We start from the raw sequence: 22,248 nt of genomic DNA, 5'->3' as shown, positions 1-22,248 counted from the left end.
CGGCCCTCTCGTGATGAGCCAGAGGAGAGACCGCGTCGGCCCGGCCGAAAGCGCGGCGTGTCTCTCTTTTTTTGTGCCGCCGATAGCTACACCCACGGTAGAGGTCGATTGCGTCGACGACGCGCCGGGCGCGGGCTTGCCACCCTTGAATTTTTGGTATAAAATATCGATGAAAATTTCATCGGGGGGGTTCAACTGAATGCAGGGCGTCTTCGACGTCGAGCCGGTAGGGTACACGGCCTCGCCGCGCCCGGGCGCCGGGCCCACCTTCGACACGATACCCTTCGTGATAAGCCCCGGGAAAAAGGTCGTCCTGAACGGGCTCTACGCCGTTCCGGACCCGGACGGCAGGCGTGCGCACTACGGCAGGGTCGTAAGCGGCTACGAGAGCAACGAGGACGCCGCGCCTTCGCGCCTACAGCAGGCCGGGGCCTTGCACCTTGACATGCCAATGCGGCGCGGAGACGACTCACTGTTCCTGCATCGCGTGGCGGAGCTCGAGGTGCTGGGCGAGGTTGCGGTTCTCGAGGGCTCCCCGGTGTCGGTGGCGGTCGAACCTCCGGCCAACCTTCCCCAGACGGGAAAACCCGTCGTCCCCCTGGCCGGGGCCCTCGCCGAGGCGCTGCTCGGCTTTCCGCCGCCCGGGGAGGGCCTGGAGCTGGGACGCGCCTTCGGCGCCGACGCGGCGGTGGTCCTCCCGCGGTCCGCACTGCCGCGCCACATCCTCATCGTCGGCCGGCCGGGCACCGGCAAGAGCTACGCGCGGGGCGTGCTGGCCGAGGAGATCGCGCGGCACGGGATCCCGCAGGTCAACTTCGACGCCAACGGCGAGATGGCCGAGGCCGCGGTCGAGCTGGGAGGTGTCAACCTCGTCCCGGGCGTCGACTACAAGGTTCCGCTCTGGGCCCTCGGTGAGTCGGAGCTTCTCTCGCTTCAGCCCAACCTCACCCAGGCGCACCAGGACCTCATCGTCGACGCGTATATAGATCTTTCGGAGCGCCGGGAGGTGTGGACCTGGGAAGAGCTGGCCGACGAGATCCGCCGCGTGGGCGCCGCCGTCGCCCAGCGCGCCGACGTGGTGGACAGGGCGATACGCCGGCTGGGCTACGGCATCCGCCAAAACGCCATAATAGGCGAGTTGGGCGACTGGTCCGACCTGCTCCGCCGCTATCGGTTCGTCAACGTGCTGCTCGGGGGCCTCAAAAGGTCCCAGCGCGAGATCGTGGTCGCGGCCACCGCGCGCATGCTCCAGCGAAGGCGGCTGCGGGAAGAAGTGCCGCCTTTCGTTTTCGGCCTCGACGAAGCTCACCTGTTCCTCCCGGCTGGAGGAAGGGAATCGCCCTCCACGGCGGTCATCCGCGAGTTCGTCCGCATGGGCCGCCACATGAAGGTCGGCGTGGTCCTCGTGTCGCAGAGCCCGCTGGGCATCGACCGGCAGGTAATGCTCCTTTGCAACACGAGGCTTATCTTCGCCCTCGACGGCGAGGACCTGCGGGCGATGTCGGGCTTCCTCGCGGATGCCCCGGAGCAGATGAGGGAGAGGATACCCAAGCTCGGGCAGGGCGTGGCGGTTCTATCCGGCGGGGCTGAGCTGGTACGCCACACCCTGATGGTGGAGGTCAGGCGGAGGCGCACGACGCACGGGGCGCCGACGCCCGACCTGAAGGCAGAGGTGGAGCTATGGTCGAGGACCTCAAGGGGCAAATAGCGGAGATCGTGCGGGCGGCTGGCCGGGAGGGAGTTACCGCCGCCGAGGTCGCCGCGAGGGTGGAGGAGGGCGCCCGACCCGGCGCGTCGGAGGCAACCGTGAGGAGGCAACTGGCGCGCCTGGTCGAGGAAGGGGAGGTCGTGGCCCGCTGGGGCCCTCCGCCGGCAGGCGGAGGGCGGAGGGCGCGCCTGTACGTAGCCTCGGAGTACGCCGAGAGGGGGGACGTCGTGCGCCCCACCCCCAGGGAGGCGGTGGAGCGCGAGTTCGGCGTCCTGGGGCAGGTCGCCTGGGACGCGGCCAGGGACGCGGACCTCTTGCGGGCGGCCGCCGCGGTGGCGCCGAGGTTGCTCCGGGAAAGCCCGCGGACCCTGCTGGCGGAGATGGCCGAGTGGGCAGCGGAGGAGATGCGCCGCAGCAGGCGCGAGCTACTGCGCGCGGACGGCGTGGAGCGCCGTAGAAGGGCCCGCGCCCGGTGGGAGCTTCTCAGGACTTTCGTCGAGCGGTACTTCAGGCAGGTCTTCGGGGTCGATCGCCGGGTCTTCAGGGCGACGGACCCTTCCGACCCCGCCTTCGCGGACCCGTCCGCCCCCGACGATCGGTTCGTGAGCCTCGACCGGTCGGCGCTGAACGCGGTCCTTCGCGAGAGGGTTTACGGTGACGCCGTGATAGAGCTGATGGCCCCGGAGGGCAATGTCGACGCGACGGCAGCGACGGACGCCTCCGTATTCGACATCGCCACCTCGCCCCTCTACGGCCCCGCTGCCCTCGGCGGCCTGGCGGTGCTTACCGCTACGGCAGCGGCCCTGGTGGACTTCAACACCGCGAGGGCTTTCCACGATTACGACGTCGACCCGGACCGCCTCCTCGCCTACGACGAGGACTCCGCCGCGGTCGAGGGCCTGCTCCTACCGCCCCGCTGGGCCGCCGTGCTCGGGGAGTCCAGGTGGCGGCACACTCGGGCCGTGGCGATGGACCTACGGCATTACCTTCACGACGAGAGGGTTATGCGGGGCACGGCGCGGTGGCAGGCCCACCCCGACACCGGGCTGCCGCCGGAGCCCGGTGTCGTGTTCAGGAACGGCCGGATCCTCCCCATAGACCACAAGATAAACGATTACGAGGACGACACCTTCTACGGCGAGATGGTCAGGCGGAACCTGAAGGCCTTCTACGCGGTATTCCTGTGGGTGGCTGGCACGGGCGCCAGGCCGGTGTACGCGGGGGTCGTAAAGTCGCCCGAGCTGCCCTACCTCTCGCCCCTGGTGCTCTGGTACGCCCGCTTCAAGGCGGGAAGAGAGGAGGTGGAGGAGGAGGCCGTCCTGCGCCTCGGCTGCGTCGACACCGCGCTTGCGGGGCCACTGCTCGCCGCGGCGCGGCAGGCGGCCGGAGCTGGTGGCGCCGTCCCGGTTACCTTCCGGGCCCTGCGCCGCTTCGCGGACATATCGGGCCTGGGCATGCCTCCGTTGCTGGAAACCGAGGACGGCGGGGTGCGCCCGCTCGACTACAAGAGCATGCAGGATTGGGACGTGTTGTTTGTGCAGAGGGAGGCACGGCGTCGCAGGGACGCCCTCTACGAGGGCGCCCGCAGGCCGTTGACACAGGACCAATACACGGTGTTTAAGGAGCTGTGCAAGCGGATAGGCGTGCTGATGTTCTTCGCGCTGCCCGCGCAGGCTCCGCCCGACGCGCCCTTTTCCCTCCCCCGCCTCGAGGTACTGCCTCCGGCCGTGGACTTCGAGGCGCTGGGCGGGCCCGGGGAGGCGGGCGAGAGGAAACTCGTGGCCCGGGTGCTGGCGGCGCTGGCGCGGCCGGGCGCGGTCGAAACCGACGCCACGGGCGACCTCTGGAGCGCCCTGCCGCGCATCGTCCCGACGGCTGTCAAGGAGGCGCATGTGGCCGCCTCGTTCACGGCGCGCGAGTACGGCAGGAGCGTGGAGGCCAAGGTTCTCCAGATCGTTGCTGAGATAAAGAGGAGGTACGGGTCGGGGAAATGACGTGCGAGGCCGAACGTCTTGCGGCCCTGGTATCCGCGGCCGCGGCCAGATTGGCGGCCTCCGGCCCTTTCGGCGAGCCACCGCCGTGGAGGACGGAGGCCGACCCCTATGCCGTGTTTGTCGCGGAGTTCCTGCTGGTCCGCACCCGGGCCGACGTTGTCGCAAGGGTGTGGGAGGAGTTGCTGCGCCGCTACCCCTCTTTCGAGGCGCTGGCGGCTGCGGACGAGGGCGAACTGGCGGCTCTGGTGGCGCCGCTGGGGCTGAGGAAGAGGGTTCCGCTGTTGAAGCGGGCCGCGGCGCACGTGGTGGAGCGGTACGGAGGTAGGCTGCCCGAGGAGTCGGGCGAGCTTCAAAAGATTCCGGGGATGGGTCCTTATACGGCGGCCGCGGTGTCCGCCTTCGCGTTCGGCCGCCCGGTCGTGCCGGCGGACGTCAACGTGCTCCGGTTCCTTTCCAGGCTGACCGGCCTGCCGTCGGGCCATCCCACAAAGGGAAGCCCGACTCTGAGGAGCCTCGTGGCCCGGTTGGGTCCGGCCGAGGGCGGGCCCGAGCCCGGGCGGCTGATCGACTTCACGCGGCACGTCTGCCGGCCGAGAAGGCCACGGTGCGGGGAGTGCCCTCTAGGCGATCTGTGCGGCTCCGCCCTGCTGGCGGGTTGAGCTCCGCGCATCGTCCCGCGCGCCTCGGCGCAGAAAGGCGGCGGCGGCGCGGAAGACCGCCTCGGCAAGCGGCGGCGGGAAGGCGTTACCTATCTGCGAGGCTACCGAAAGGCGGCCGCCGGAAAATGCGAAGTGATCCGGAAAGCCCTGCAGCGCCGCAGCCTCGCGCGGCGTGAGCGCCCTGTCCTGCTCGGGGTGGACGAAGCGGCCTTTCGAGGGGTTGATGCACCCGGACGTTACGACCACCGACGACGGTTCGTCCCAGGCGAGGCGGCCGAAGACGTCCTTATGGCCGTCGTGCGTCAGGTGGCAGGGTAGCCAGAACTCCCGCGGCACCTCGCGGCGGCTGCCGCCGTTGCGCGGGACCATCTCTATGAAACGAAGGACCCTCGGTCCTATCGACGACGCGGAGTGGTTGGGGACGTTGGGGCAGCTCTCGCCCGCCGCCAAGGGCGGAAAATGCGATATGGCGTCCCTTACGGTCCGCCAGGGCTTCCGCCGCCCCGCCAAGACCTCGGGGTCGTCGGGAGCGCCGTGCGTCGGCTCCGGCAGAGGGGGTTTCCGCCCGTGCGCGGACACCACCACCAGGCGCGGCCTGTGCTGGGGCGTGCCGAAGTCCGCCGCGTCCAGCACGCGTTCCGTCACCTCGTACCCGGCGGCCTCGAGGGCGGCGATCAGCCGCTCGTAGTAGGCGCGGCCGTGGGTGCTCTTGATGAGGCCCGGTACGTTCTCAAACGCCACCATCTTCGGCAGGAAGGAGCGGACGAAGCGGGCGAAGACGTCGACCAGCTCGTTGCGCGGGTCGGAGGCGCCTTTCGGTCCCCGGAGGCGGGTGAAGCCCTGGCAGGGCGGGCAGCCGACCATCAGGTCCAGCTCGCCGGGGGCCAGCCCGAGGCGGTCCCGCCAGGCATCCGGATCCACCAGGCGGATGTCGGCGACCAGGGGGGTCACGCCGATGTTCCTCTCGTAGGTGGCCGCGGCGTCGGGGTCTATCTCGAGGGCCGCGAGGATCTCGAACCCGGCGGCCTTCAGCCCCAGGGCCGCGCCGCCAGCTCCGGCGAAAAGGTCCACCGCAGTCAGGCGCTTTCTACCCAAGATTCGCCCTCCCTTTCTTGAGAAAGTAATCGGGCCGCCCCGTTCGTGCTCTCCCGATTATTCTACCGAAGAAACCGGGGGCCCTCAAGAGTAATTTTCCGGGCGCACGGGCGGCCCCACACGTGGTAGCCGGAACCCCGATCTGCGTGGGCCCCGCGGGGAGCGAGGTGGGCTGCGGCCCGAGGGGGTCACGCAGCCGGGTCGGGTTGCCGAAAGGGGACGGCTTGCCCGGCCGTCGGCGGGCGATACGTGAAAGGAGGGTTACGGTGAAAACCTCGGAGCACTTGGTGATAGGCGGGCTGTACAACAGGGAACGGTTGAAAAGGATGTTCGGCATCACGGACGCCGCCCTGTACAACGGTATCTTTAAGCCTTCGGGCCACGACTCGGTCTGGATATTCCTTACCGGAGAGAAGCAGGCGGATCGGACGCCCTACAAAGACCGCATCGAGGGGGAGTACGTGTACTTCGACGGTCAGCTATCGGGAAAGACCGACGGGCTGATCATCGATAGCAGGGCGACCGGGTACGAGCTGCTCCTCTTCTACAGGCCCTCGAAGTATGCGTACGGAAAAGAGGCCGGAGCCGCCTTCCGCTACTACGGCCCCGTAGAGTAGTCGCCCATGAGGGAACCCGGCCGACCCGCTTCACGGCCCGTTTCGCAAGCGACCTATCGCTCCAGGTCCAGGACGTCGATGCGCTCGAAGCCGAAACGTACGTCGAAGGCAGCCCTAAAAGGCAATACGTAAACGTGTACGAGCGGGACCCTGAGCTACGGCGCGCGGCGATAAGACTGCACGGAACGAGGTGCCTCGCCTGCGGGTTCGACTTCGAGGAGGCGTACGGCGAAAGAGGCCGGGGCTACATAGAGGTCCACCACCTCAAGCCCGTGAGCGCCCTCGGGGGGCCTGCCGCCGTGGACCCCCGGGCGGACCTGACCGTCCTGTGCGCGAACTGCCACCGTATGGTCCACCGCAGGAGGGACAGGGTACTGGGGCTCGAAGAGTTGAGGGAGATCGTGAGGGCCGCACGCGGGGTAAAGTCCGAAAGGAAGGGAGAGACGGGCGGAGATGCAACCACGAGAAATCCTGCTGCAGGGGCTTAAGCCGCGGCAGCAGGAGGCCGTTTCGTCGGTGAAGCGCCGCCTCCTGGTAATCGCTGGGGCGGGATCCGGCAAGACAGAGGTCATGGCGCGGCGCGTGGCCTGGTGGGCGGCCGTCGAGGGCGTGTCCAAGGGCGCCATCGCCGCCTTCACCTTTACGGAACGGGCGGCCGAGGAGATGAAGTTCCGGATTCGGCAGCACATCGGCCGCGTCACCCCTCCGGGAGAGGACGCCACGCTCGGAGGCATGTACGTCGGAACCATACACGGGTTCTGCCTGAAGGTGCTGCGCGAGCTGCGGCCGACCGAGTACCACAACTTCGACGTCCTCGACGAGGCGGCGCGCCCGGCGTTGGTGGAGCGCGGGTACTACGACGTGCTCGGATTGAACGCCCTGGAAGAAAGAACCGGCAAGCCGAAGTATCAAACCGTCGAGTTGTTTCTGGAGGCCTACGACCTGCTTAACGAGTACGGGGAGCTGGAGGTGGCGCTGCCGTCGGCTCCGCCTTTCGACCAGGCCTCCGAGACGGCTTGGTGCAAGCAGGCCCGGCTCCTCACCGACGTCGGGTCCGGCCCCCTTGCCCGCGCCTTCGCGGACGCCGCCGCTCGCTACTACGCCTACCTTCGCTGCCGCCGGTTCCTGGACTTCAGCACGTCGCAGTCGGAATTGCTGCGCCTGCTGCGGCGGGACGGAGAGGCCCTCGCGGCCCTTCGCTCCCGGCTGACCCACGTGGTGGTGGACGAGGTGCAGGACCTCAACCCCGTGCAAGATCAACTGGTCTGCCTCATCGTAGGCGACGCCGGACACCTTATGGCGGTCGGCGACCACCGGCAGGCTATATACGCGTGGCGGGGGGCCAGGGTGGAGTTGATGGCAAGGCTATGCGAGGAGCTTAGGGCGGCGGACGACGGCCAGGTGGTGGAGCTGGAGGAGAATTTCCGCTCGACGCCCCGAATCGTCTCCCTTGCGAACGCCTGGGCCGACACGATCGGGGCCGTAGGCGGGCTGGGCAACCCTCCGATGAAGCCGGGGAACGAACGCCGAAACGATGAGGACCGGACGCACGTGGCCGTCGTGGCCTTTCCCTCCCGGGAGGAGGAGGCGGCGTGGATTGCCGATCGGATCGCGCTGTTGGTTAAGGAGAAGGAGGGCGTAGGGGCGTTCCACGACGCGGAGGACGGCGGGCGAGGCATCTGCTACGCCGACGTGGCGATTCTGGTGCGCTCCTCCACCGACGCGCGGACCTATATGGAAGCGTTGGAGAGACGGGGGGTTCCGGCCGTTTTCCGTGCCGGTCCCGACCTGTTCTCCCGGCCGGAGGTACTCCTGTTCACGGCGGCGTTCGCCCGCGCGGTGGGTATGGATGAGTTCATGGGGGCTCCGCACGACCCGAAGAGCCTTCCCTCGCGGATCCGGGCCGTGTTGGGGTGCCCACCGGAGCCGGAGGCGGTACTCCGGGCCGCCTGCGCGGCGCTGCACCGTGCTGGCCTGCCTCTCGATGAGGACGCGGAGGAGCGCCTGCTTCTGGCGACCGACCTGATCGGGAGAAGGCTGGGCCTCCGGGCTGGCGACCCTCCCTCGCCGCAGGAGGCGGGCCGGCTGCGGGCCCGCCGTCTAAGAGATTGGCTTTCGCAGGACGGCTCGGTCCGCCGCGTCTTCCCGCAGACACTCTACCACCTCCTGCTTGAGGAGGCCGGGGCGGCCCGATGGGACGACGGGTCGGCCGGAGGGCGGAAGGTCATGTTCCACCTCGGCCAGTTCAGCACCCTCATCAAGGGGATCGAGACGCCGGGTTGGACGTCCCCGGGAGATCTCAAGAACCAAATTATCGGCCTTTGCCAGTGGGGCGCGCGTAACGCCCGCACGGAGGAGGCGCCCCTTCTGGTTCCGCCCGACGCGGTAACCATCGCCACCGTTCACGCGGTGAAGGGCCTGGAGTTCGCCGCGGTGTTCCTGGCGGACGTCTGCGCGAACAGGTTCCCCAGCGGGCTAGCGCGACATGAGAAAGAACTCCCCTTCGAGGGCCCGATACTTAAGCGCATAAATCCCGCCGCCCTCGCGGACAACGAAAACTATGACGACGAGCGCAGGCTCATGTACGTGGCGCTGACCCGCGCTGAGCGCTACCTTTTCGTCACCTGCTCGGGGAAGCGCCGGTCGCGCTTCTTCCGCGAGATTGCGCGGCTGGTCGCCGAGGTCGGTGGGGTCGTCGAACAGACCGACGTGCCCCAGGGCATCCGCCACCTGAGGTCGGAGGCGCGCCGCGAGTTCCGGCTGGCCACCTCCTTTACCGACCTCTGCTACTTTCTGCGCTGCCCGCACGATTTTTACTTCCGCAAGGTCCTAGGCTTTGCACCTAGCATCAGTCAGGCCTTCGGTTACGGCAGGGGGATCCACAACCTCTTGCGCGAGGTGCACGCGAACCCCAGGAAATGGGCGGGCCTCGCCTCCGACCCGGGGGCGGTCCTCACCGCTGTGGAAGAGCTCGTCCGTCGGGGCCTGTTTTACCTCCGCTACACGACCGGCGAGCCGGCCGAGAACATGCGTCGAAAGGGAGCCGAGGTGGTGTCCGACTATGTTATGACGTATGCGCACGAGCTGGAGCGCTTGGTGTACGAGCCGGAGCGTGAGTTCGAAACGCTGATCGAGGAGGAGCAGGTACTGGTTTCCGGGGCGGTAGACCTCGTGCGGCTCGACGACCCGCCGCGGGTAACGCTCATCGACTTCAAGTCCGGGGAGGGGCCGGAATCGGAGGCCGCGTCCGGCCTGGATGAAGGGGAGATGCGGCTGCAGATTGCCCTCTACGGGCTTGCCGCCAGGCGGGAGTTGCAGTACGAGCCGGAGCGCGGTTTGATCAGGTACCTGGGCGAGGTCGACCCGGCCCGCCGCGAGGTGGCGGTGGCCCTGGACGACGCGGCGCTTGACGCCGCGCGGCAGACGCTCGTGGAAACGGCGCGCCGTATCAAACGGAGGGAGTTCAACGCCGGGCCCGCCGGAGAGGCTCTGGTACGTTGCAAGGCATGCGACTTCCGGGGCTTTTGCGGTCCGGGGTCGGGGCAAGGCGCCCGGGGAGGGCGGCGGTAGCCGTAAGCTTCGGGTGGGGGATCGCGCGAAGGACCTAGCGCCTTACGCCGGGGACCGCGTGCCTTTGAGCGCCGTGCCCGGTACGGCGGGGTCCGATCGCGCGGGCACTGTATGTAATAACCGCCCTGGTATCCATGCAAATAACCTTGGTCTGACTTAGTTTTTTGGCCGCGGGAGCTGCCCGGCCTTCCGGCCGTCAGCGGGGTCCCGCCACGTGCCTGGGGGCGTGGCTGATCGTCACAACCCTCGGGCACGTGGTGGTAAATGTTTAAAGAGCTTTGGTTGGCCAAAAAGTTGTTCACATTTGCCGGAGGGGGCGGAATTCTAGGGACGTGACAAAATGTCCCTGGCTGGGGAGCCTTGAAATTATTAATAGGTTTTTCTGCACCAAGTAAATTCTGGCGGAACTCTTGAAATGGCCCTAGCGTGCATGGCATTCAAGAGGTCAGGGATTCGGCTCCCCCTGGCTCCACCAGATATGACAATGGGTTGCGGCCTTGGGTGGCTACTCCCAAAAAGCGATTTACTACAACCCTAGTACGATCGGCGCCCCTACCTGTGGATAACGTGAGGCCGCCGGGGTAATTCCCGGCGGCCTCTTGCGAGGTTGTGCGCCCGGCATGGGCGTTAACTTGGTGGTGAAAGTCCGCTGCAGGCGAGGCAGCACAGTCTGCTAGCCAAAGGCAAGGGTGCCTACCGCGAGGTAGGATTCGAAGGAAGCCGGAGGCAAAGCCACGGCCCGATGAACAAGAACCCCATAGGAGGCTAGACCGTTCGGATGAGCTGGCAACACACAGCGAAATCCCAGGCTGCCAAGGGGCGGTAGAGTAGATGGGGCGGGCGCGGGGCGAAGGTTAACGCTCTTACCCGGGGAGGCCTGCCGGATAAGCCAGGGAAAGCTGGCAACCCGTGTCGGAAGGCACGGCTGAACCGGCAGGAGTCAGCAGAGGGCATAGTACCCAGGGGGTCATGAACACCAGGGGAAGGCCCGAACATCAAGTCAGAGGTGAAACCGATGCGTTCGCGAGAAGGACGAAGACAGCAGAAAACCCCGCAAGGGGCCTGTCCGCGGGAGGAAGTGGTGAAGCCACGGGGGACCGCGGGAGGGCCGAGTTCTTCTCCGGCACAAAGCGGAACGTCACCTCGCGGAGGCCAAGGTAGCGGCCTGATGGAGCAGGTGGTGGAAAGGAGCAACATGCTGGCCGCGTTAAAGCGGGTAGAGCGGAACGGAGGCGCGCCCGGCGTGGACGGCATCCCGGCCGAAGGGTTGCGGGACCAAATACGCGTTTGACAAGGCCGCGCATCCGGGGAGAACTGCTCGCGGGAACCTACAGACCAAAGCCCGTGCGCCGGGTCGAAATCCCGAAACCCGGGGGAGGCAAACGGAAGCTGGGGATACCCACAGTGATGGACCGCCTGATCCAGCAGGCCCTCCTGCAGGTATTGACGCCCATCTTCGAACCGCAGTTTTCAGAAGGCAGTTTCGGGTTTCGACCCGGAAGGAGAGCCCACGACGCGGTAAAGAAGGCGCGGCAGTACGTAGAAGAAGGATACGAATGGGCTGTGGACCTGGACATCGAGAAATACTTCGACCGGGTAAACCACGACATACTCATGGCCCGAGTGGCCCGAAAAGTAACGGATAAGAGGGTACTCATCCTTATCCGCCGTTATCTCCAGGCAGGCGTCATGGTAAACGGAATAGTCATAGAGACGGCAGAAGGGACGCCGCAGGGTGGACCTTTAAGCCCGTTACTGGCCAACATCCTCCTGGACGACCTGGACAAAGAACTGGAAAAGAGGGGCCACAAATTCGTCCGTTACGCCGACGACTGCAACATCTACGTCAAAAGCAAACGAGCGGGAGAAAGGGTCATGGCAAGTATCCGCAACTTCCTGCAGGAGCGGTTGAAGCTCAAGATTAATGAGCAAAAGAGCGCGGTAGACCGACCGTGGAAACTGAAATTCCTGGGGTTCAGCATGCACAAACGCAAGACAGGAGAAATTCTTATCCGCCTGGCGCCTCAGACCATCGAGCGGGTGAAAGGGAAAATTCGGGAGATAACTGCCCGGAATAAACCCGTGAGTATGGCCGAGCGTATAGAGCGTCTCAACGCCTACTTGGGCGGGTGGATAGGATACTTTGCCCTGGCCGAAACGCCCAGCGTCTTTGAGGAGATAGAAGGCTGGATGCGGAGGAGGCTACGCATGTGTCTCTGGAAGCAGTGGAAGCGAGTACGGACAAGATACCGCGAACTGCGTGCACTGGGGCTACCAGAGTGGGTAGTACATCAATTTGCCAATGCTCGCAAAGGGCCATGGCGGATGGCCCATGGGCCAATGAATAGAGCCCTGGGCAATGCCTATTGGCAGTCCCAGGGCCTCATGAGCTTAACCGACCGCTATTCTTGTCTTCGTCAAGCTTGATGAACCGCCGGATGCGGACCCGCATGTCCGGTGGTGTGAGAGGACGGGGGCTAGCCGCCCCCTCCTACTCGATCTGCTTCCCTAACTAAAACAACCTTTTCTTTGGCCATAGGTCGTTCAGCTTGGCCGCTGCAACTTCTTAAACTTCAGCAGGACGTGGCTGCACGGGTCCAGGGTGACACTTAGCTGGGAATGCTCCATAAGCTCTTGCCCCGACTTGGGCTGCTCGCCGAACCTGCCACCCACCAACACCGCCAGCATAAATCCTTTCTGTTCCTTGCTGGCGTAAATCGTGAGATCGTTTTATCGTCTTCGTTGTGTTCTAGAGGGTCTTCATGGCACCAGTTACCAGGGGAACAAAAGTGCAGTCCCCCCTTTTCTGAGACAGAGATGGGCTAGCTCATGAACTGTCCCAAAGCGCTGCCGCGCAATAGGGTGGTTAGCATTTGGTGAGAATGCGCATGTTTTCATATCAAATCCTTGTCAGTCACCGGGGCGCTCACCTCGCCAGGCAACCAGTAGCGCTTGTGGAATTCTACCGGTTTAGCCAAGCTAAGAAGCTGGCAAATTATACTGTATCCAGCAAGTACTTGGGCATGAGGTATTTTACACTCCATAATTAATTCTACCTTCCATATACTTTGCCACTACTTCCTTGGCAAACATCTCCGCCTCTTCCTCGATTTCGCAGCGCTGCATGTCCATGCCCAGGATATAAGCTTGCTGCGGCATATGCTCCAATACGTGGTATATCTCGTGGAAAAATACCTTAAGACGCGCTTCGCAATTTAAACGGGCATTGATGATTATATAGAACCTGTCTTTACGGGAGCGGTACACAAACGCTGCCACATCGGGTTCCAAGTCCCCGAATTGGGGGTAAATATGGTAGGCCCTCATAATCTCCCCGGATCGAGGTTTTTATCAAAGAGAGTGCGTACAATAACATAAGCATAGCGGCATAGCTTGCGTCGTGGTCTGAAGAGCACCTCGGTCACATCCTGTCGAAAAAATGACGATAAGCTAAGAAGCTGCCTAGTAACGGCAGCTTCAGTCTTCCATGGCCTCTGCGTCCTCTATGGCCTTGATTATCTTGATAATTTTCTTGATCGATAGCGGCGATAGGGGTCGTGTTTGCTTGAACAGTAGCTGCAACTCCTCGCGCTCCTTTAACTCCTGCCAGAAGGCGAGGAGCTCTTCATCGCCGTGTAGCGCTTCTTCTATTCTCTTCTGGGCTTCAAGGGTAATCTGGTCTACCGGCCGGGGATCATCGGTACGACCAAGCAGGTAGTCCGTTGACACATTGTACAGCTCCGCTAGCTTCATGAGAAGTTCGTCGTTCAGGCGTTTTTTACCTTTTTCTAGCTCGTAATAATACTGCGGCGATATACCGAGCAACTCCGCTACTTTTGTGCCGCTTAACCCTTTGCTTTCCCTGATCTCCCTTAACCTACCGGCATTATCCATATACGTCAACTCCGCTAGTGGCTGATTTTAGTGTAGCTTTCTACAGGGCTAAATACAATCAGCTATTAGGAGAAAGTATGAGCTATATTCTGCTATAAGAAGAAAGAAGAATATAAAGCATGAACATATTCTCCTATTAGCCGAAATTATGTTTGCCTTAATACACTAATAGAGTAAACTGGAATTAAACATTAAGCTACTTTACCGCCGCCGGGGATTGTCCGAGCGGCCCACAAGGTAGTCAAGGGAGACGTCGAAAAAGTCGGCGAGGGCGATAAGAACCCTTAAACTCGGTTCCCTATCATTTGTTTCGTAAAAGGTTATTACCCTTGGAGTTACCCCGATAGCAGCAGCTAATTGTTCTCGCTTAAGGTTTCTAGCCTTTCGCAGACTCCGCAGCCTTTCTCCAAGGGTCACCAAAACCGATTGCCTCCTTTGGTAAAAAGGTCTTGACAAGGTACTATTAGTACCTTATACTCAAGATAGAATTAGGTACTTATAGTACCTAAAGTAAAAAACCAAAATGCATAGCACTAGGCCATGAGATACATAATACTCACCTTATGTGTTCAAGTGTGACCAATATACACATATGTATACATATTCGCCACAATAGGCAACAAACCTCTGGTAACTTGCGCTAAAGGCATAAAAACTTATTGCGGGAGAGGATCTAATTGCCGGGGGAGCAATACATTAGCCGTAGTGTGCCCATGGGAAATGTGAAAAAATCTCCTGGGCGGCCAGAGGTAATAGATCTGGAAAGGCTAAGACAGCTCCATGGTGAAGGGAAAAGTGATGCCGAGATAGCTGCTGAAATAGGAATGGAGCGGAGCACCATAGCCAAGGCCCGCAAGCGCCTGGGCCTGCCCGCCAACAGGAGAGTAGGCCAACATGGCCCGAGGGGTACCGGGTCTAGCGAGGAGGAGGAAGCTATAGCCTTTTGCCTACGGGAACAGCACGTTTTAGCGGTAAGAGAAATTTCCGGTCCCCGGGTCAGGGTAGGCAACGGAGACTTGCTTAGGTGGGCCGGTAATGCTTATGAGCTAGATGTAAGTCACATAGAGTACATATATGCCCTCGATGAAAAAACTAGGCCAGCCGATATACCGGAGAAGATACCGGCGGTCATCTGGCCGGTAGAAGCCGCCTTCTATGGGTTCAAAAAAGGTAAGGGTGGAGCCAAGAGAGCACTGGTGCATAACATGAGTTAGGTCTGGTATAAACCATGGACGGCGCGTGCAACCAGCGGTCCTCTGTAACCCCAAAAGAGAGGACCGCTTGTTTGTCTCTCATTTAATGCCTGTGGAGGTATAGCCCTCTTATCGGCCCGGGTCAACGCATAATGGTCACTTTCAGATATGGCTATCGGAACCTTTGCCCTTGTACGCCAATATGCTGATACCGGGAGGTGTCTTACTTGGTGCAGCACGTAGACCTCAAGAACCAACTCCAGTTGGAAGTCCCGGACCAGGTTTACCGGCGGCTGGTGAAAATGCTGATTCAGTCAGTTGTGCAGGAAAAACCGCTTAAGGTGGCCAATAAAATAGCCAAGAAAGGCTGAAGGACCTTTGCAAGGGAGGGGAAACCGGGGTTATGAGGACCCTCGTGCCTGCCCATGTGGCTGGCCGGAGGCTGGAGGTCCTCACCGATCCGAAAGATACCCTAGAGCAAAAGGGGGTGAACATCGGCGGCTATATAAGGATCTCCACCCGTAAGGACAGCCAGCTCTCCAGCATTGAAAACCAGAAAAAGCTGCTCTCGCAATGGGCTGAGGTCAACGGCTACAACCTGGTCCGGTTCTATATCGACGTGAAGTCAGGCGAGTACGCCTACCTGCGGGACGAGATGAACCAGCTAAGGGAGGATATACGCCTGGGCAGAATTAAGGGAGTGGTCACCAAGGAAATATCGCGGACCAGCAGGGACGTAATGGATATACTGGAACTTAAGAGGGAGATAACGTACTACGGTGCCTTCTTCATTTCCATTAAGGAGAACTATGACAGCCGCACGGACGACGACGAATTTCTGCTGGTCCTGCACGCCGCCCTGGCGCAGAAGGAGCGCAAGACGACTGCCAGCAGGGTGAAAGTGACCCAAATCATCAAAGCTAAAGAGGGCAAGACCAATGTGCCCGATCCTGCTTACGGCTACAAGCTGAGCGAGGACGGCCAGCACCTGGTTGTGAACGAAGATACGGCCCCCATTTACCGGCTGATAGTCGAGAAGTTTCTGGAAGGATGGGGCCAGGCCAAAATCGCCAAATACCTTAACCAGTTAGGGATACCGAGCAAGCGCGGGTGCAAATGGTGCAGCAACGCTATAAAGACCATACTTTCCAATCCTGTTTACCTGGGGATAACGATTTATAATACTACTACCAGGGTCAGGGACTCGTCCGGTAAGCAGAAGCAAGTAATGCGGCCAAAGGAGGAGTGGATAATCCGGGAGGGCACTCACGAACCTTTAATTACCCCGGAAGAGTTCGAAAAGGTCCAGCAGATAATGCAGAGGAGGCGGGAAAAGGACACCAAAGAGTGGACATGCGACCGTAAGTACTTGGGTTCTAGCATCTTGCGGTGTGCTGAGTGCGGGGGGAAAATATTCGGCTTCCGCTACCCCAAAAGGGTCAAAGGGAAAAAAGCGGAGGGCAAATATCTCTATTATTACCGTTGCATGGGAACAAATGGCAAGTGCAGCCCGCCTATGAAGTACTGGCATATGGAAAGGGTCGATTACCTCATAATGGAGCTCTTCAAGAGTATATTTGCTGACAAGGAAAAGCTCATGCAGGCTATAAAGGAGCAGAGCAGTATCTTCGATCAGGACACGGATGCCCTGGCCGGGGAAAGAGAAAAGGTCAGGCAGAGGCTCGACCAAATCGAGAAGGCCATGAGAAAACAGCAGGTGGCTTACGAGGAGGATGTTATCACCCTGGAGGAGTACCGGGAGAGGATAGCCGAGCTGAGGGAAGAAAGGCACCTGCTAATGCAAAAACTGGAGAACCTTAACGAAAAGTTGGCCAGAAGCGACACGTTAATGGACAGGCTGAACGCGATTTACGAAAAGATTTCTAAGAAGCTGGACAAGATCCACGAGCTCCCCTATGAAGAAAAAATCACTTATGTGAGCACAACTTTTGAAGCAATATACCTCCGCAGCGACTACACCATCTCGGATGTAGTTTTTAAATTGACCTAGTTCGTTATTAAGAGTTGAAGTACGGCGGCCGGACGGTGTAAGGTGCACCCCTTTGTCGTCTCTGTTTCTACACCTTCCCTGAATGGCCAGCTTGGTGTCTTTGAACTCTTATGACCCAGCCTCTCTTTTTATAGCTTCCCGCAGCACCATCCGGATGTAGGTGGTGTAACCTAGCCCCTTCTTCCTCGCGGCTCTTTTAATGGCGGCTACATCTTCTTTGGGTAAGCGTACCGATACGTGAACGAGCTCAGGCTTTTCGAATTCAACATCAGTATCCTCCCAATCTAACGCCTGGGTATCAGTACGGTCGAAAAAGTCGGCAAGCCTTTCTATATCATCGCTGGCGGGAAGATTAACTTCTTTTCGCAAGGTAGTACCTCCTTTCAGCTGACGTCATGTCCCGGGCTGTGACGAGATAGGCGCGGCCGTGGCCTTTATAGATAAATATTACTGCCAGGTAGCGCCCTGCTTCTGTCCTCCCCAGTAAGCGGTAAACATTCTCGCTAGGGTTGGACGTGGAAGGCTTAAGCCGCTGCACTATATGGTGACGGTCTTCGTACGCTACCTGCTCCACTTCTTCAGGAGTCACGGAGTGCTTAGCAATGTGCCTAATACGGTCGGGCGGCATGATAAACCATGTTATCTTCAAGGGATTTCACCTGTGGTATATTATAACACAACGTAGCACTAAATAAAATAAGCAACTAAATACCTGTTAAAGTAGCCGCGAGGACTTCCCTGCCCCGTAAGGGAAAGAAGGCCCTTTGGGTGGTGTCTGATCCACCCGGACCTTTTGGCGAAAAGGTAAGGCTTAGTGCTCCGTTATCAAAAGTTGAAGTATGGCGGACCCGATGGGGAACTGGCTGCTTCCCTGCGTTATCTGACCCAGCGCTACACCATGCCCATCCCCCAGGCCAAGGCAGTACTAACGGACATCGGCACGGAAGAGCTGGCTCACATGGAGATTGTCGCCGCCCTGGTGTATAACTTGATTAAGGACGCTTCCTTAGAGGAGATTAAGCGAGCCGGGCTGGACGGCTACTATGCCGACCATGACCGGGCCCTGTATTTTGTTAACGCTGAAGGGGCTCCGTGGACGGCCGCCTACATCCAGTCCAAGGGCGATCCCATCACGGACCTTTATGAAAATATGGCCGCCGAGCAAAAGGCCCGTTCTACCTACGAATACCTGTTCCAGCTCTCCGATGACCCCGATGTGACAGATGCTTTAAAGTTCTTACGCGAAAGGGAGGTCGTCCATTTCCAGCGTTTCGGTGAAACGTTAAATTTGGTATACGATTATCTGCAGAGAAAAAAGTATTATTAAAGCTAAAGCCCCGGTAAAGGGGCTTTTCCTCTTATCTCTCTTCCCGCGATTTTCGCCACCTGGAGGGTCCAGCGGAGGGCATAATAAGCATGTAGCCGGACACTCGAGTTCGACAGTTACTAGGTGAATAATAAGCGCAACAGCTTGTTGCGCAAGGGGTTCAGGGATCGGCTTTTTGAGCTTGTGTTACTAGGGACTGCTTTTGGCCTTTTATTTCAACCGCGATTATTTGCGGCGGCTCCTTTATCCCGAGGGCCTTAAAGATATGCTGCTGTGGTGGGGTTGTTTCCGTCCTTTGAAGGACCCTGCCCTCAGGACCAACAAATTCGCCCAGGTGCATGCGTTCTAGGGTCTGGCGGATGTTCCGCCAGCTATCCTGCACTTTCGTTTCAGCTACCCGGATTAGGAGCAGCCCTAGCCAGCACAGGAGGACGTGGGCATGGATGCGGTCGCTCAGACGATGATAAATAGGCCGCAGCTCTAGCGACTGCTTCATGGTGCGGAAGGCGTCTTCTACTTCGAGAAGCTGCTTATATCCCAGGGCTACGTCTTCAGCACTTAAGGTATCGTCAGAGGTTCTTAACAGGTATTTGCCGTCCAGCTTTTCTTCGGCTTTTACCTTGGCCATATCGACATACGGTTGACCCTTCTTGTCGGTCTTGAGATAGCGGCCATAGGTGGGGTGGGCGATGAGTTGACAACAGGCTTTGGTATGGGGTTCGCCTTTAAGGTCCCCGATAGCCCTTAGTTCTTCTTTGAGGCGGGCCAGGATTTCCTCACGCTCCAGTCTGTCTTTTTCTGCTTCTTTAGGGTTGCGTACCAGGATATACCGTACCCTTTTTTCACCGTCGCCGACAATAACTTCTTTAACTTCAAGGTTATCTCTGACGGTTTTGTAACGGCCCGGCCGGGCCAGGGCCTCTGCCACTGTATCTTTGCCGCCGCGCATCTTTTCACCGGCAATATAATGGCCGCCGGCGCGCTGGAGGTAACGGAGATTATCTTCCGAAGCAAAACCGCGGTCAACAACGGTGATGACCCGGCCCAGTTGCCAGCCCACCAGGTCCTTTTTGACTTGCTCGATTACCGCCATGTCGGCGGTATTGCCCGGCCAGACCCAGCAGCGTACCGGTAGGCCTCCCCTCGTGACAGCCAGACCTATTACAGCTTGCGGTAAATCCGGCCGGTGGTCCTTAAAGTTGCCTTTACGGCGTAAGTGCTGCTTGTTATCTTCAGGATTATCCTCTTCCTCTACTTCAAAGTAGGTTGAGGTGGTATCGAAGTATAAGAGATCGACTTCCAGGTTAAAGAGGTGGGCCACGGAGAAGAAGATATCCTTTTGCAGTTCTTCAGCAGCTTCCAGTAAGAAGTCCATGGCCCGGTAAAGGTTTTGCACCGGCACCTCCGCAAGGCCGGGAATGAAAACATCGTGGCTGACCCAATCCTCGGTCTTAAGTTTACTGGCTGGGTTCAAAGCCCGGTTGGCTACCATAGCGAAAATGGCCCGTTCGACCGGCGCCTGGAACTTACGTTTGGCCAGCAATCCGGCCAAAACCCGGTTGATACCCAGCCGGTTCCAGAGCTCGTTTAACACCCAGACGCCACCCATAGGCCGGCTGGAGATGAATTTCAGGGGAGTGCCGCCATTTAACTCTGCCTGGGTGCATAAAGCCTCTTCCGGTCCCAAAAAACGCGTAATACTCTTTACCAGGCGGACCAGGGCTTCCCGGTCTACCTCCTCTTCACGGCCGAAGTTGTAGAGTACTTTAGCTTTCGGGTAGCCGGCTTTAGGGTCCCAGACGTTGTGGGCCAGCTGAATATAACGGACAACAGAGCCGTCCTTGTTCTTGCGGGAAACAGTTCGTATGTACATGTCTATATTATAGCCCATGTACTACCTTATCATCAAGGGATAAACTCTCAATCGTGTGCCTATACAGTTTTTCATTTTTGGACTTCCCCGAAACCGAAAACCCTTGATTTATAAGGCTTCTTCATCTAAAAAGCACCCATTTTTGCCTAGCAACTGTCGAACTCGGGCCCGGCAGGAGCACTCTATGCGCCCGCGCCACCTCTGCCACGCCGGCAAAGAGGGGGTTGCTCCCTCGGGAAGTAGCCATGGGCCGCGGGGCCGGCCGCCGTAAACCGTCCTCCGGCTGGACGAGGGAGGCGAACACACCACAAAAAAGGGGGCCAGCGCCCCCGGGGTGATGCCTATTCCCTTTCCGGCCAGGCTTTAACTAAAGCCTAAAACGTAAATGGCAATCATACCGTATACTCCGACTGCCACCAGATAATAGATGGTCGGCAAGAAGGTTCGGCGCAAGATCAGCCCCTCTTTACCGATCATGCCGACCACAGCCGCGGCCGCCACGGCGTTATGCACACATATCATATTGCCCGCCGCGCCCCCGACGGCCTGAATGGCAACCACGATGCGCTGGGATACCCCGATAAAGTCTGCCACCGACCACTGGAATAAGGAGAAGGTCAGGTTGCTAACGGTATTGGAACCCGCGATCATGGCTCCTATGGCACCGATGACGGCCGCAAAGGCCGGCCATGCTCCCCCGACGGAATCGGCTACGAAGCGGGCCATGAGAATAGGCATGCTTTCAAGGCCGCTATTATTCAGGTTGGACATGATGAACACCCGCACCATGGGAACGGTGAAAATAAGGGCCATGGAGGCATTGAACAACTGGCCGGCCGACTCCTTTAGAGCCGCTTTAATCTCCTGGCCTTTCATTTGGTGAAACAGCCATGTAATTACGGCCACCAAGCCGATAAGGGCGCCGGGCGAATATACCCACTGCCAGCTGTGGCTAATACTCGTTCCCAGGATATTATTGTGATCTATCGTTATCTTAGTTAAGGCCTGCTGGAGGCCGGGATGCATGCGGGTAAGCACCAGGATGATACCCACCAAAACATAGGGAATCCACGCTTTAACAAGGGACATTTGGGCCCGGGCCTGGCCCGGATCGCCGCTTACGGTTCCCATCCAGTAAGAAGGCCATTCTTCTTGAGGCGGGAAATCCCACACGGTCTTGGGCTGCAGGAAGCCTTTACTGGCCGCATAACTGCTTATACCCACACCCAACAAACCGCTCAGCATGGACGGGAACTCGGGACCCACGAAATTGGCCAGAAGGACGTAGGGGGTGACAAAGAGCAACCCGGCAAAGAGGGCGAAAGGCCATACCTCAAGCCCTTCCTTCCAGGACTTGTTCTTGCCGAAGAACCGCGTCAACATCATGGAAATAATAAGGGGCATGACGAATCCGATGAGGGCGTGGAAAGTGCCTGCCCGCGCCCCTATACTGGCGATATATTCGGTCCACGTCAGGCCCAGGGCCTGGGCGTGGGCTTCCACCACCTTGGCGCCCGTCAGACCGCCGTTTACACCGACCAGGATGGGCGTACCCACCGCACCGAAGGTAACCGGTACGCTCTGGGTAATCATGCCTACAATCACCGCGGCAAAGGCAGGGAAGCCAAGGGCCAAGAGGAGCGGGCCCACTATGGCCGCCGGGGTGCCGAATCCCGAGGCCCCCTCGATAAAGCAGCCGAACAGGAAACCTACTATGATGGCCTGGATACGCCGGTCAGGGCTTATCTTCATAAAACCGGCCCTGATGGTGGCGATTGCGCCGCTGTATTTAAGGGTAGCCAGCAAAAGGAGGGCCCCAAAAATAATCCAGAGAAGGGTTGCCGCAATCCATAATCCCTGGATGGAAGCAGCAAGTATGGTGATCAAGTCCATTTTCCAGACGAGGAAGCCGATAATTACGACCACGATATAGCCCACGGGCATGGCCTGGCGGGCGCCCCACCCCAAGCCGACCAGCAGGACCATGGCTACTAAGATAGGCAAGAAGGCCAGGAAGGCTAGTAATCCGGTACTCATGATTAACCTCCTTTACTTACGGGTTAATTGCAACAAAATTAACACTTCCGCAAGGGATTGCATTCCTCTTAGACCCATCACCCCTTTCAACGGGGCTCTCCTCTTCGGTGCCCTCCTCTTCTGTTATCAAGGTGACTTAAAATTCTCGCACGCCATTTTAATATCATATTTCCCGGTAATTATACTTGACTAAAAATAAGATATGCTCTTTGCCCCACTGTATGCACGACGGCTATTCTTGGGCGCCTTAAGAGCCGACCCGATGGACCT

General features: G+C 59.8%; 19 protein-coding genes and 1 pseudogene. 11 read left to right on the top strand and 9 right to left on the bottom strand.

Annotated elements, in window-relative coordinates:
* Positions 1 to 199 precede the first annotated feature (199 nt).
* From TAMC210_RS01320 to TAMC210_RS01310, 3 genes are read left to right on the top strand one after another with little or no spacing between them, the layout of a single operon-like run.
* Positions 200 to 1,708: an ATP-binding protein gene (locus tag TAMC210_RS01320; protein ID WP_173297016.1), complete on the top strand. Its 1,509-nt coding sequence runs from the start codon at positions 200 to 202 to the stop codon at positions 1,706 to 1,708.
* Positions 1,681 to 3,702 carry a hypothetical protein gene (locus tag TAMC210_RS01315; RefSeq protein ID WP_173297015.1) on the top strand — a complete coding sequence of 674 codons (2,022 nt, stop codon included), beginning with the start codon at positions 1,681 to 1,683 and terminating at the stop codon, positions 3,700 to 3,702. Before TAMC210_RS01320 ends, TAMC210_RS01315 begins: the two co-directional genes overlap by 28 nt.
* Positions 3,699 to 4,361, top strand: a complete 663-nt coding sequence (locus TAMC210_RS01310) for an A/G-specific adenine glycosylase (protein ID WP_173297014.1) — start codon at positions 3,699 to 3,701, stop codon at positions 4,359 to 4,361. The genes TAMC210_RS01315 and TAMC210_RS01310 overlap by 4 nt, the downstream gene beginning before the upstream one ends.
* Here the strand turns inward: TAMC210_RS01310 and TAMC210_RS01305 are convergent.
* Positions 4,323 to 5,456, bottom strand: coding sequence for a DNA cytosine methyltransferase (locus TAMC210_RS01305; RefSeq protein ID WP_173297013.1), 1,134 nt, complete (start codon positions 5,454 to 5,456; stop codon positions 4,323 to 4,325). The two genes, TAMC210_RS01310 and TAMC210_RS01305, sit on opposite strands and share 39 nt — an antisense overlap.
* Before the next feature lie 266 nt (positions 5,457 to 5,722).
* Between TAMC210_RS01305 and TAMC210_RS01300 the strand changes: the two genes are divergently transcribed.
* The 4 genes and pseudogenes from TAMC210_RS01300 (at position 5,723) to ltrA (ending at position 12,070) form a co-directional block, all read left to right on the top strand.
* Positions 5,723 to 6,073: a hypothetical protein gene (locus tag TAMC210_RS01300; protein ID WP_173297012.1), complete on the top strand. Its 351-nt coding sequence runs from the start codon at positions 5,723 to 5,725 to the stop codon at positions 6,071 to 6,073.
* A 134-nt stretch (positions 6,074 to 6,207) separates the two neighbouring features.
* Positions 6,208 to 6,561, top strand: a complete 354-nt coding sequence (locus TAMC210_RS01295) for an HNH endonuclease (protein WP_173297011.1) — start codon at positions 6,208 to 6,210, stop codon at positions 6,559 to 6,561.
* Positions 6,527 to 9,643 carry an ATP-dependent helicase gene (locus TAMC210_RS01290; RefSeq protein ID WP_173297010.1) on the top strand — a complete coding sequence of 1,039 codons (3,117 nt, stop codon included), beginning with the start codon at positions 6,527 to 6,529 and terminating at the stop codon, positions 9,641 to 9,643. The genes TAMC210_RS01295 and TAMC210_RS01290 overlap by 35 nt, the downstream gene beginning before the upstream one ends.
* A gap of 1,168 nt (positions 9,644 to 10,811) precedes the next feature.
* Positions 10,812 to 12,070 (top strand): annotated as a pseudogene (gene ltrA / locus TAMC210_RS01285) (group II intron reverse transcriptase/maturase).
* 117 nt (positions 12,071 to 12,187) lie between these two features.
* Here the strand turns inward: ltrA and TAMC210_RS01280 are convergent.
* From TAMC210_RS01280 to TAMC210_RS01265, 4 genes are all read right to left on the bottom strand, one after another.
* The gene (locus TAMC210_RS01280; protein WP_173297009.1) at positions 12,188 to 12,331 is read right to left on the bottom strand and encodes a hypothetical protein; all 144 of its coding nucleotides are present in this window, start codon (positions 12,329 to 12,331) and stop codon (positions 12,188 to 12,190) included.
* Between the two features lie 345 nt (positions 12,332 to 12,676).
* Positions 12,677 to 12,970, bottom strand: a complete 294-nt coding sequence (locus TAMC210_RS01275) for a hypothetical protein (protein WP_173297008.1) — start codon at positions 12,968 to 12,970, stop codon at positions 12,677 to 12,679.
* 150 nt (positions 12,971 to 13,120) lie between these two features.
* Entirely contained in the window at positions 13,121 to 13,537 is a 417-nt protein-coding gene (locus TAMC210_RS01270) for a helix-turn-helix domain-containing protein (RefSeq protein ID WP_173297007.1), read from the bottom strand.
* Positions 13,538 to 13,738: 201 nt separating this feature from the next.
* Positions 13,739 to 13,954, bottom strand: a complete 216-nt coding sequence (locus tag TAMC210_RS01265) for a helix-turn-helix domain-containing protein (RefSeq protein WP_173297006.1) — start codon at positions 13,952 to 13,954, stop codon at positions 13,739 to 13,741.
* Between the two features lie 260 nt (positions 13,955 to 14,214).
* Here TAMC210_RS01265 and TAMC210_RS01260 point away from each other — a divergent pair, with 260 nt between their 5' ends.
* The 3 genes from TAMC210_RS01260 to TAMC210_RS01250 all read left to right on the top strand — a co-directional run bounded on the left by TAMC210_RS01260 (position 14,215) and on the right by TAMC210_RS01250 (position 16,741).
* Entirely contained in the window at positions 14,215 to 14,751 is a 537-nt protein-coding gene (locus tag TAMC210_RS01260) for a hypothetical protein (RefSeq protein WP_173297005.1), read from the top strand.
* A 206-nt stretch (positions 14,752 to 14,957) separates the two neighbouring features.
* Positions 14,958 to 15,101 carry a hypothetical protein gene (locus TAMC210_RS01255; RefSeq protein ID WP_173297004.1) on the top strand — a complete coding sequence of 48 codons (144 nt, stop codon included), beginning with the start codon at positions 14,958 to 14,960 and terminating at the stop codon, positions 15,099 to 15,101.
* 32 nt (positions 15,102 to 15,133) lie between these two features.
* A complete protein-coding gene (locus TAMC210_RS01250; RefSeq protein ID WP_173297003.1) occupies positions 15,134 to 16,741 on the top strand; it encodes a recombinase family protein in 1,608 nt (535 codons plus the stop codon).
* 108 nt (positions 16,742 to 16,849) lie between these two features.
* On the opposite strand, the gene TAMC210_RS01245 is transcribed toward TAMC210_RS01250, so the two are convergent.
* Both TAMC210_RS01245 and TAMC210_RS01240 read right to left on the bottom strand, forming a co-directional pair.
* Positions 16,850 to 17,110 (bottom strand): CopG family antitoxin, encoded by a 261-nt coding sequence (locus tag TAMC210_RS01245; protein ID WP_173297002.1) that lies wholly within the window; start codon positions 17,108 to 17,110, stop codon positions 16,850 to 16,852.
* A complete protein-coding gene (locus tag TAMC210_RS01240) occupies positions 17,094 to 17,390 on the bottom strand; it encodes a BrnT family toxin (protein WP_217267210.1) in 297 nt (98 codons plus the stop codon). Before TAMC210_RS01240 ends, TAMC210_RS01245 begins: the two co-directional genes overlap by 17 nt.
* A gap of 165 nt (positions 17,391 to 17,555) precedes the next feature.
* Here TAMC210_RS01240 and TAMC210_RS01235 point away from each other — a divergent pair, with 165 nt between their 5' ends.
* The gene (locus tag TAMC210_RS01235) at positions 17,556 to 18,068 is read left to right on the top strand and encodes a manganese catalase family protein (RefSeq protein WP_254388450.1); all 513 of its coding nucleotides are present in this window, start codon (positions 17,556 to 17,558) and stop codon (positions 18,066 to 18,068) included.
* A 160-nt stretch (positions 18,069 to 18,228) separates the two neighbouring features.
* Here the strand turns inward: TAMC210_RS01235 and TAMC210_RS01230 are convergent, their stop codons facing one another.
* Complete coding sequence (locus tag TAMC210_RS01230) at positions 18,229 to 19,941, bottom strand: IS1634 family transposase (RefSeq protein ID WP_173297505.1); 1,713 nt, start codon at positions 19,939 to 19,941, stop codon at positions 18,229 to 18,231.
* A 363-nt stretch (positions 19,942 to 20,304) separates the two neighbouring features.
* A complete protein-coding gene (locus TAMC210_RS01225; protein ID WP_173297001.1) occupies positions 20,305 to 21,978 on the bottom strand; it encodes an L-lactate permease in 1,674 nt (557 codons plus the stop codon).
* Between the last annotated feature and the right edge of the window lie 270 nt (positions 21,979 to 22,248).

It is taken from the genome of Thermanaeromonas sp. C210, assembly GCF_013167955.1.
Classification (GTDB): domain Bacteria; phylum Bacillota; class DSM-521; order Neomoorellales; family Neomoorellaceae; genus UBA12545.
This window is presented reverse-complemented; position numbering and strand designations above follow the sequence as displayed.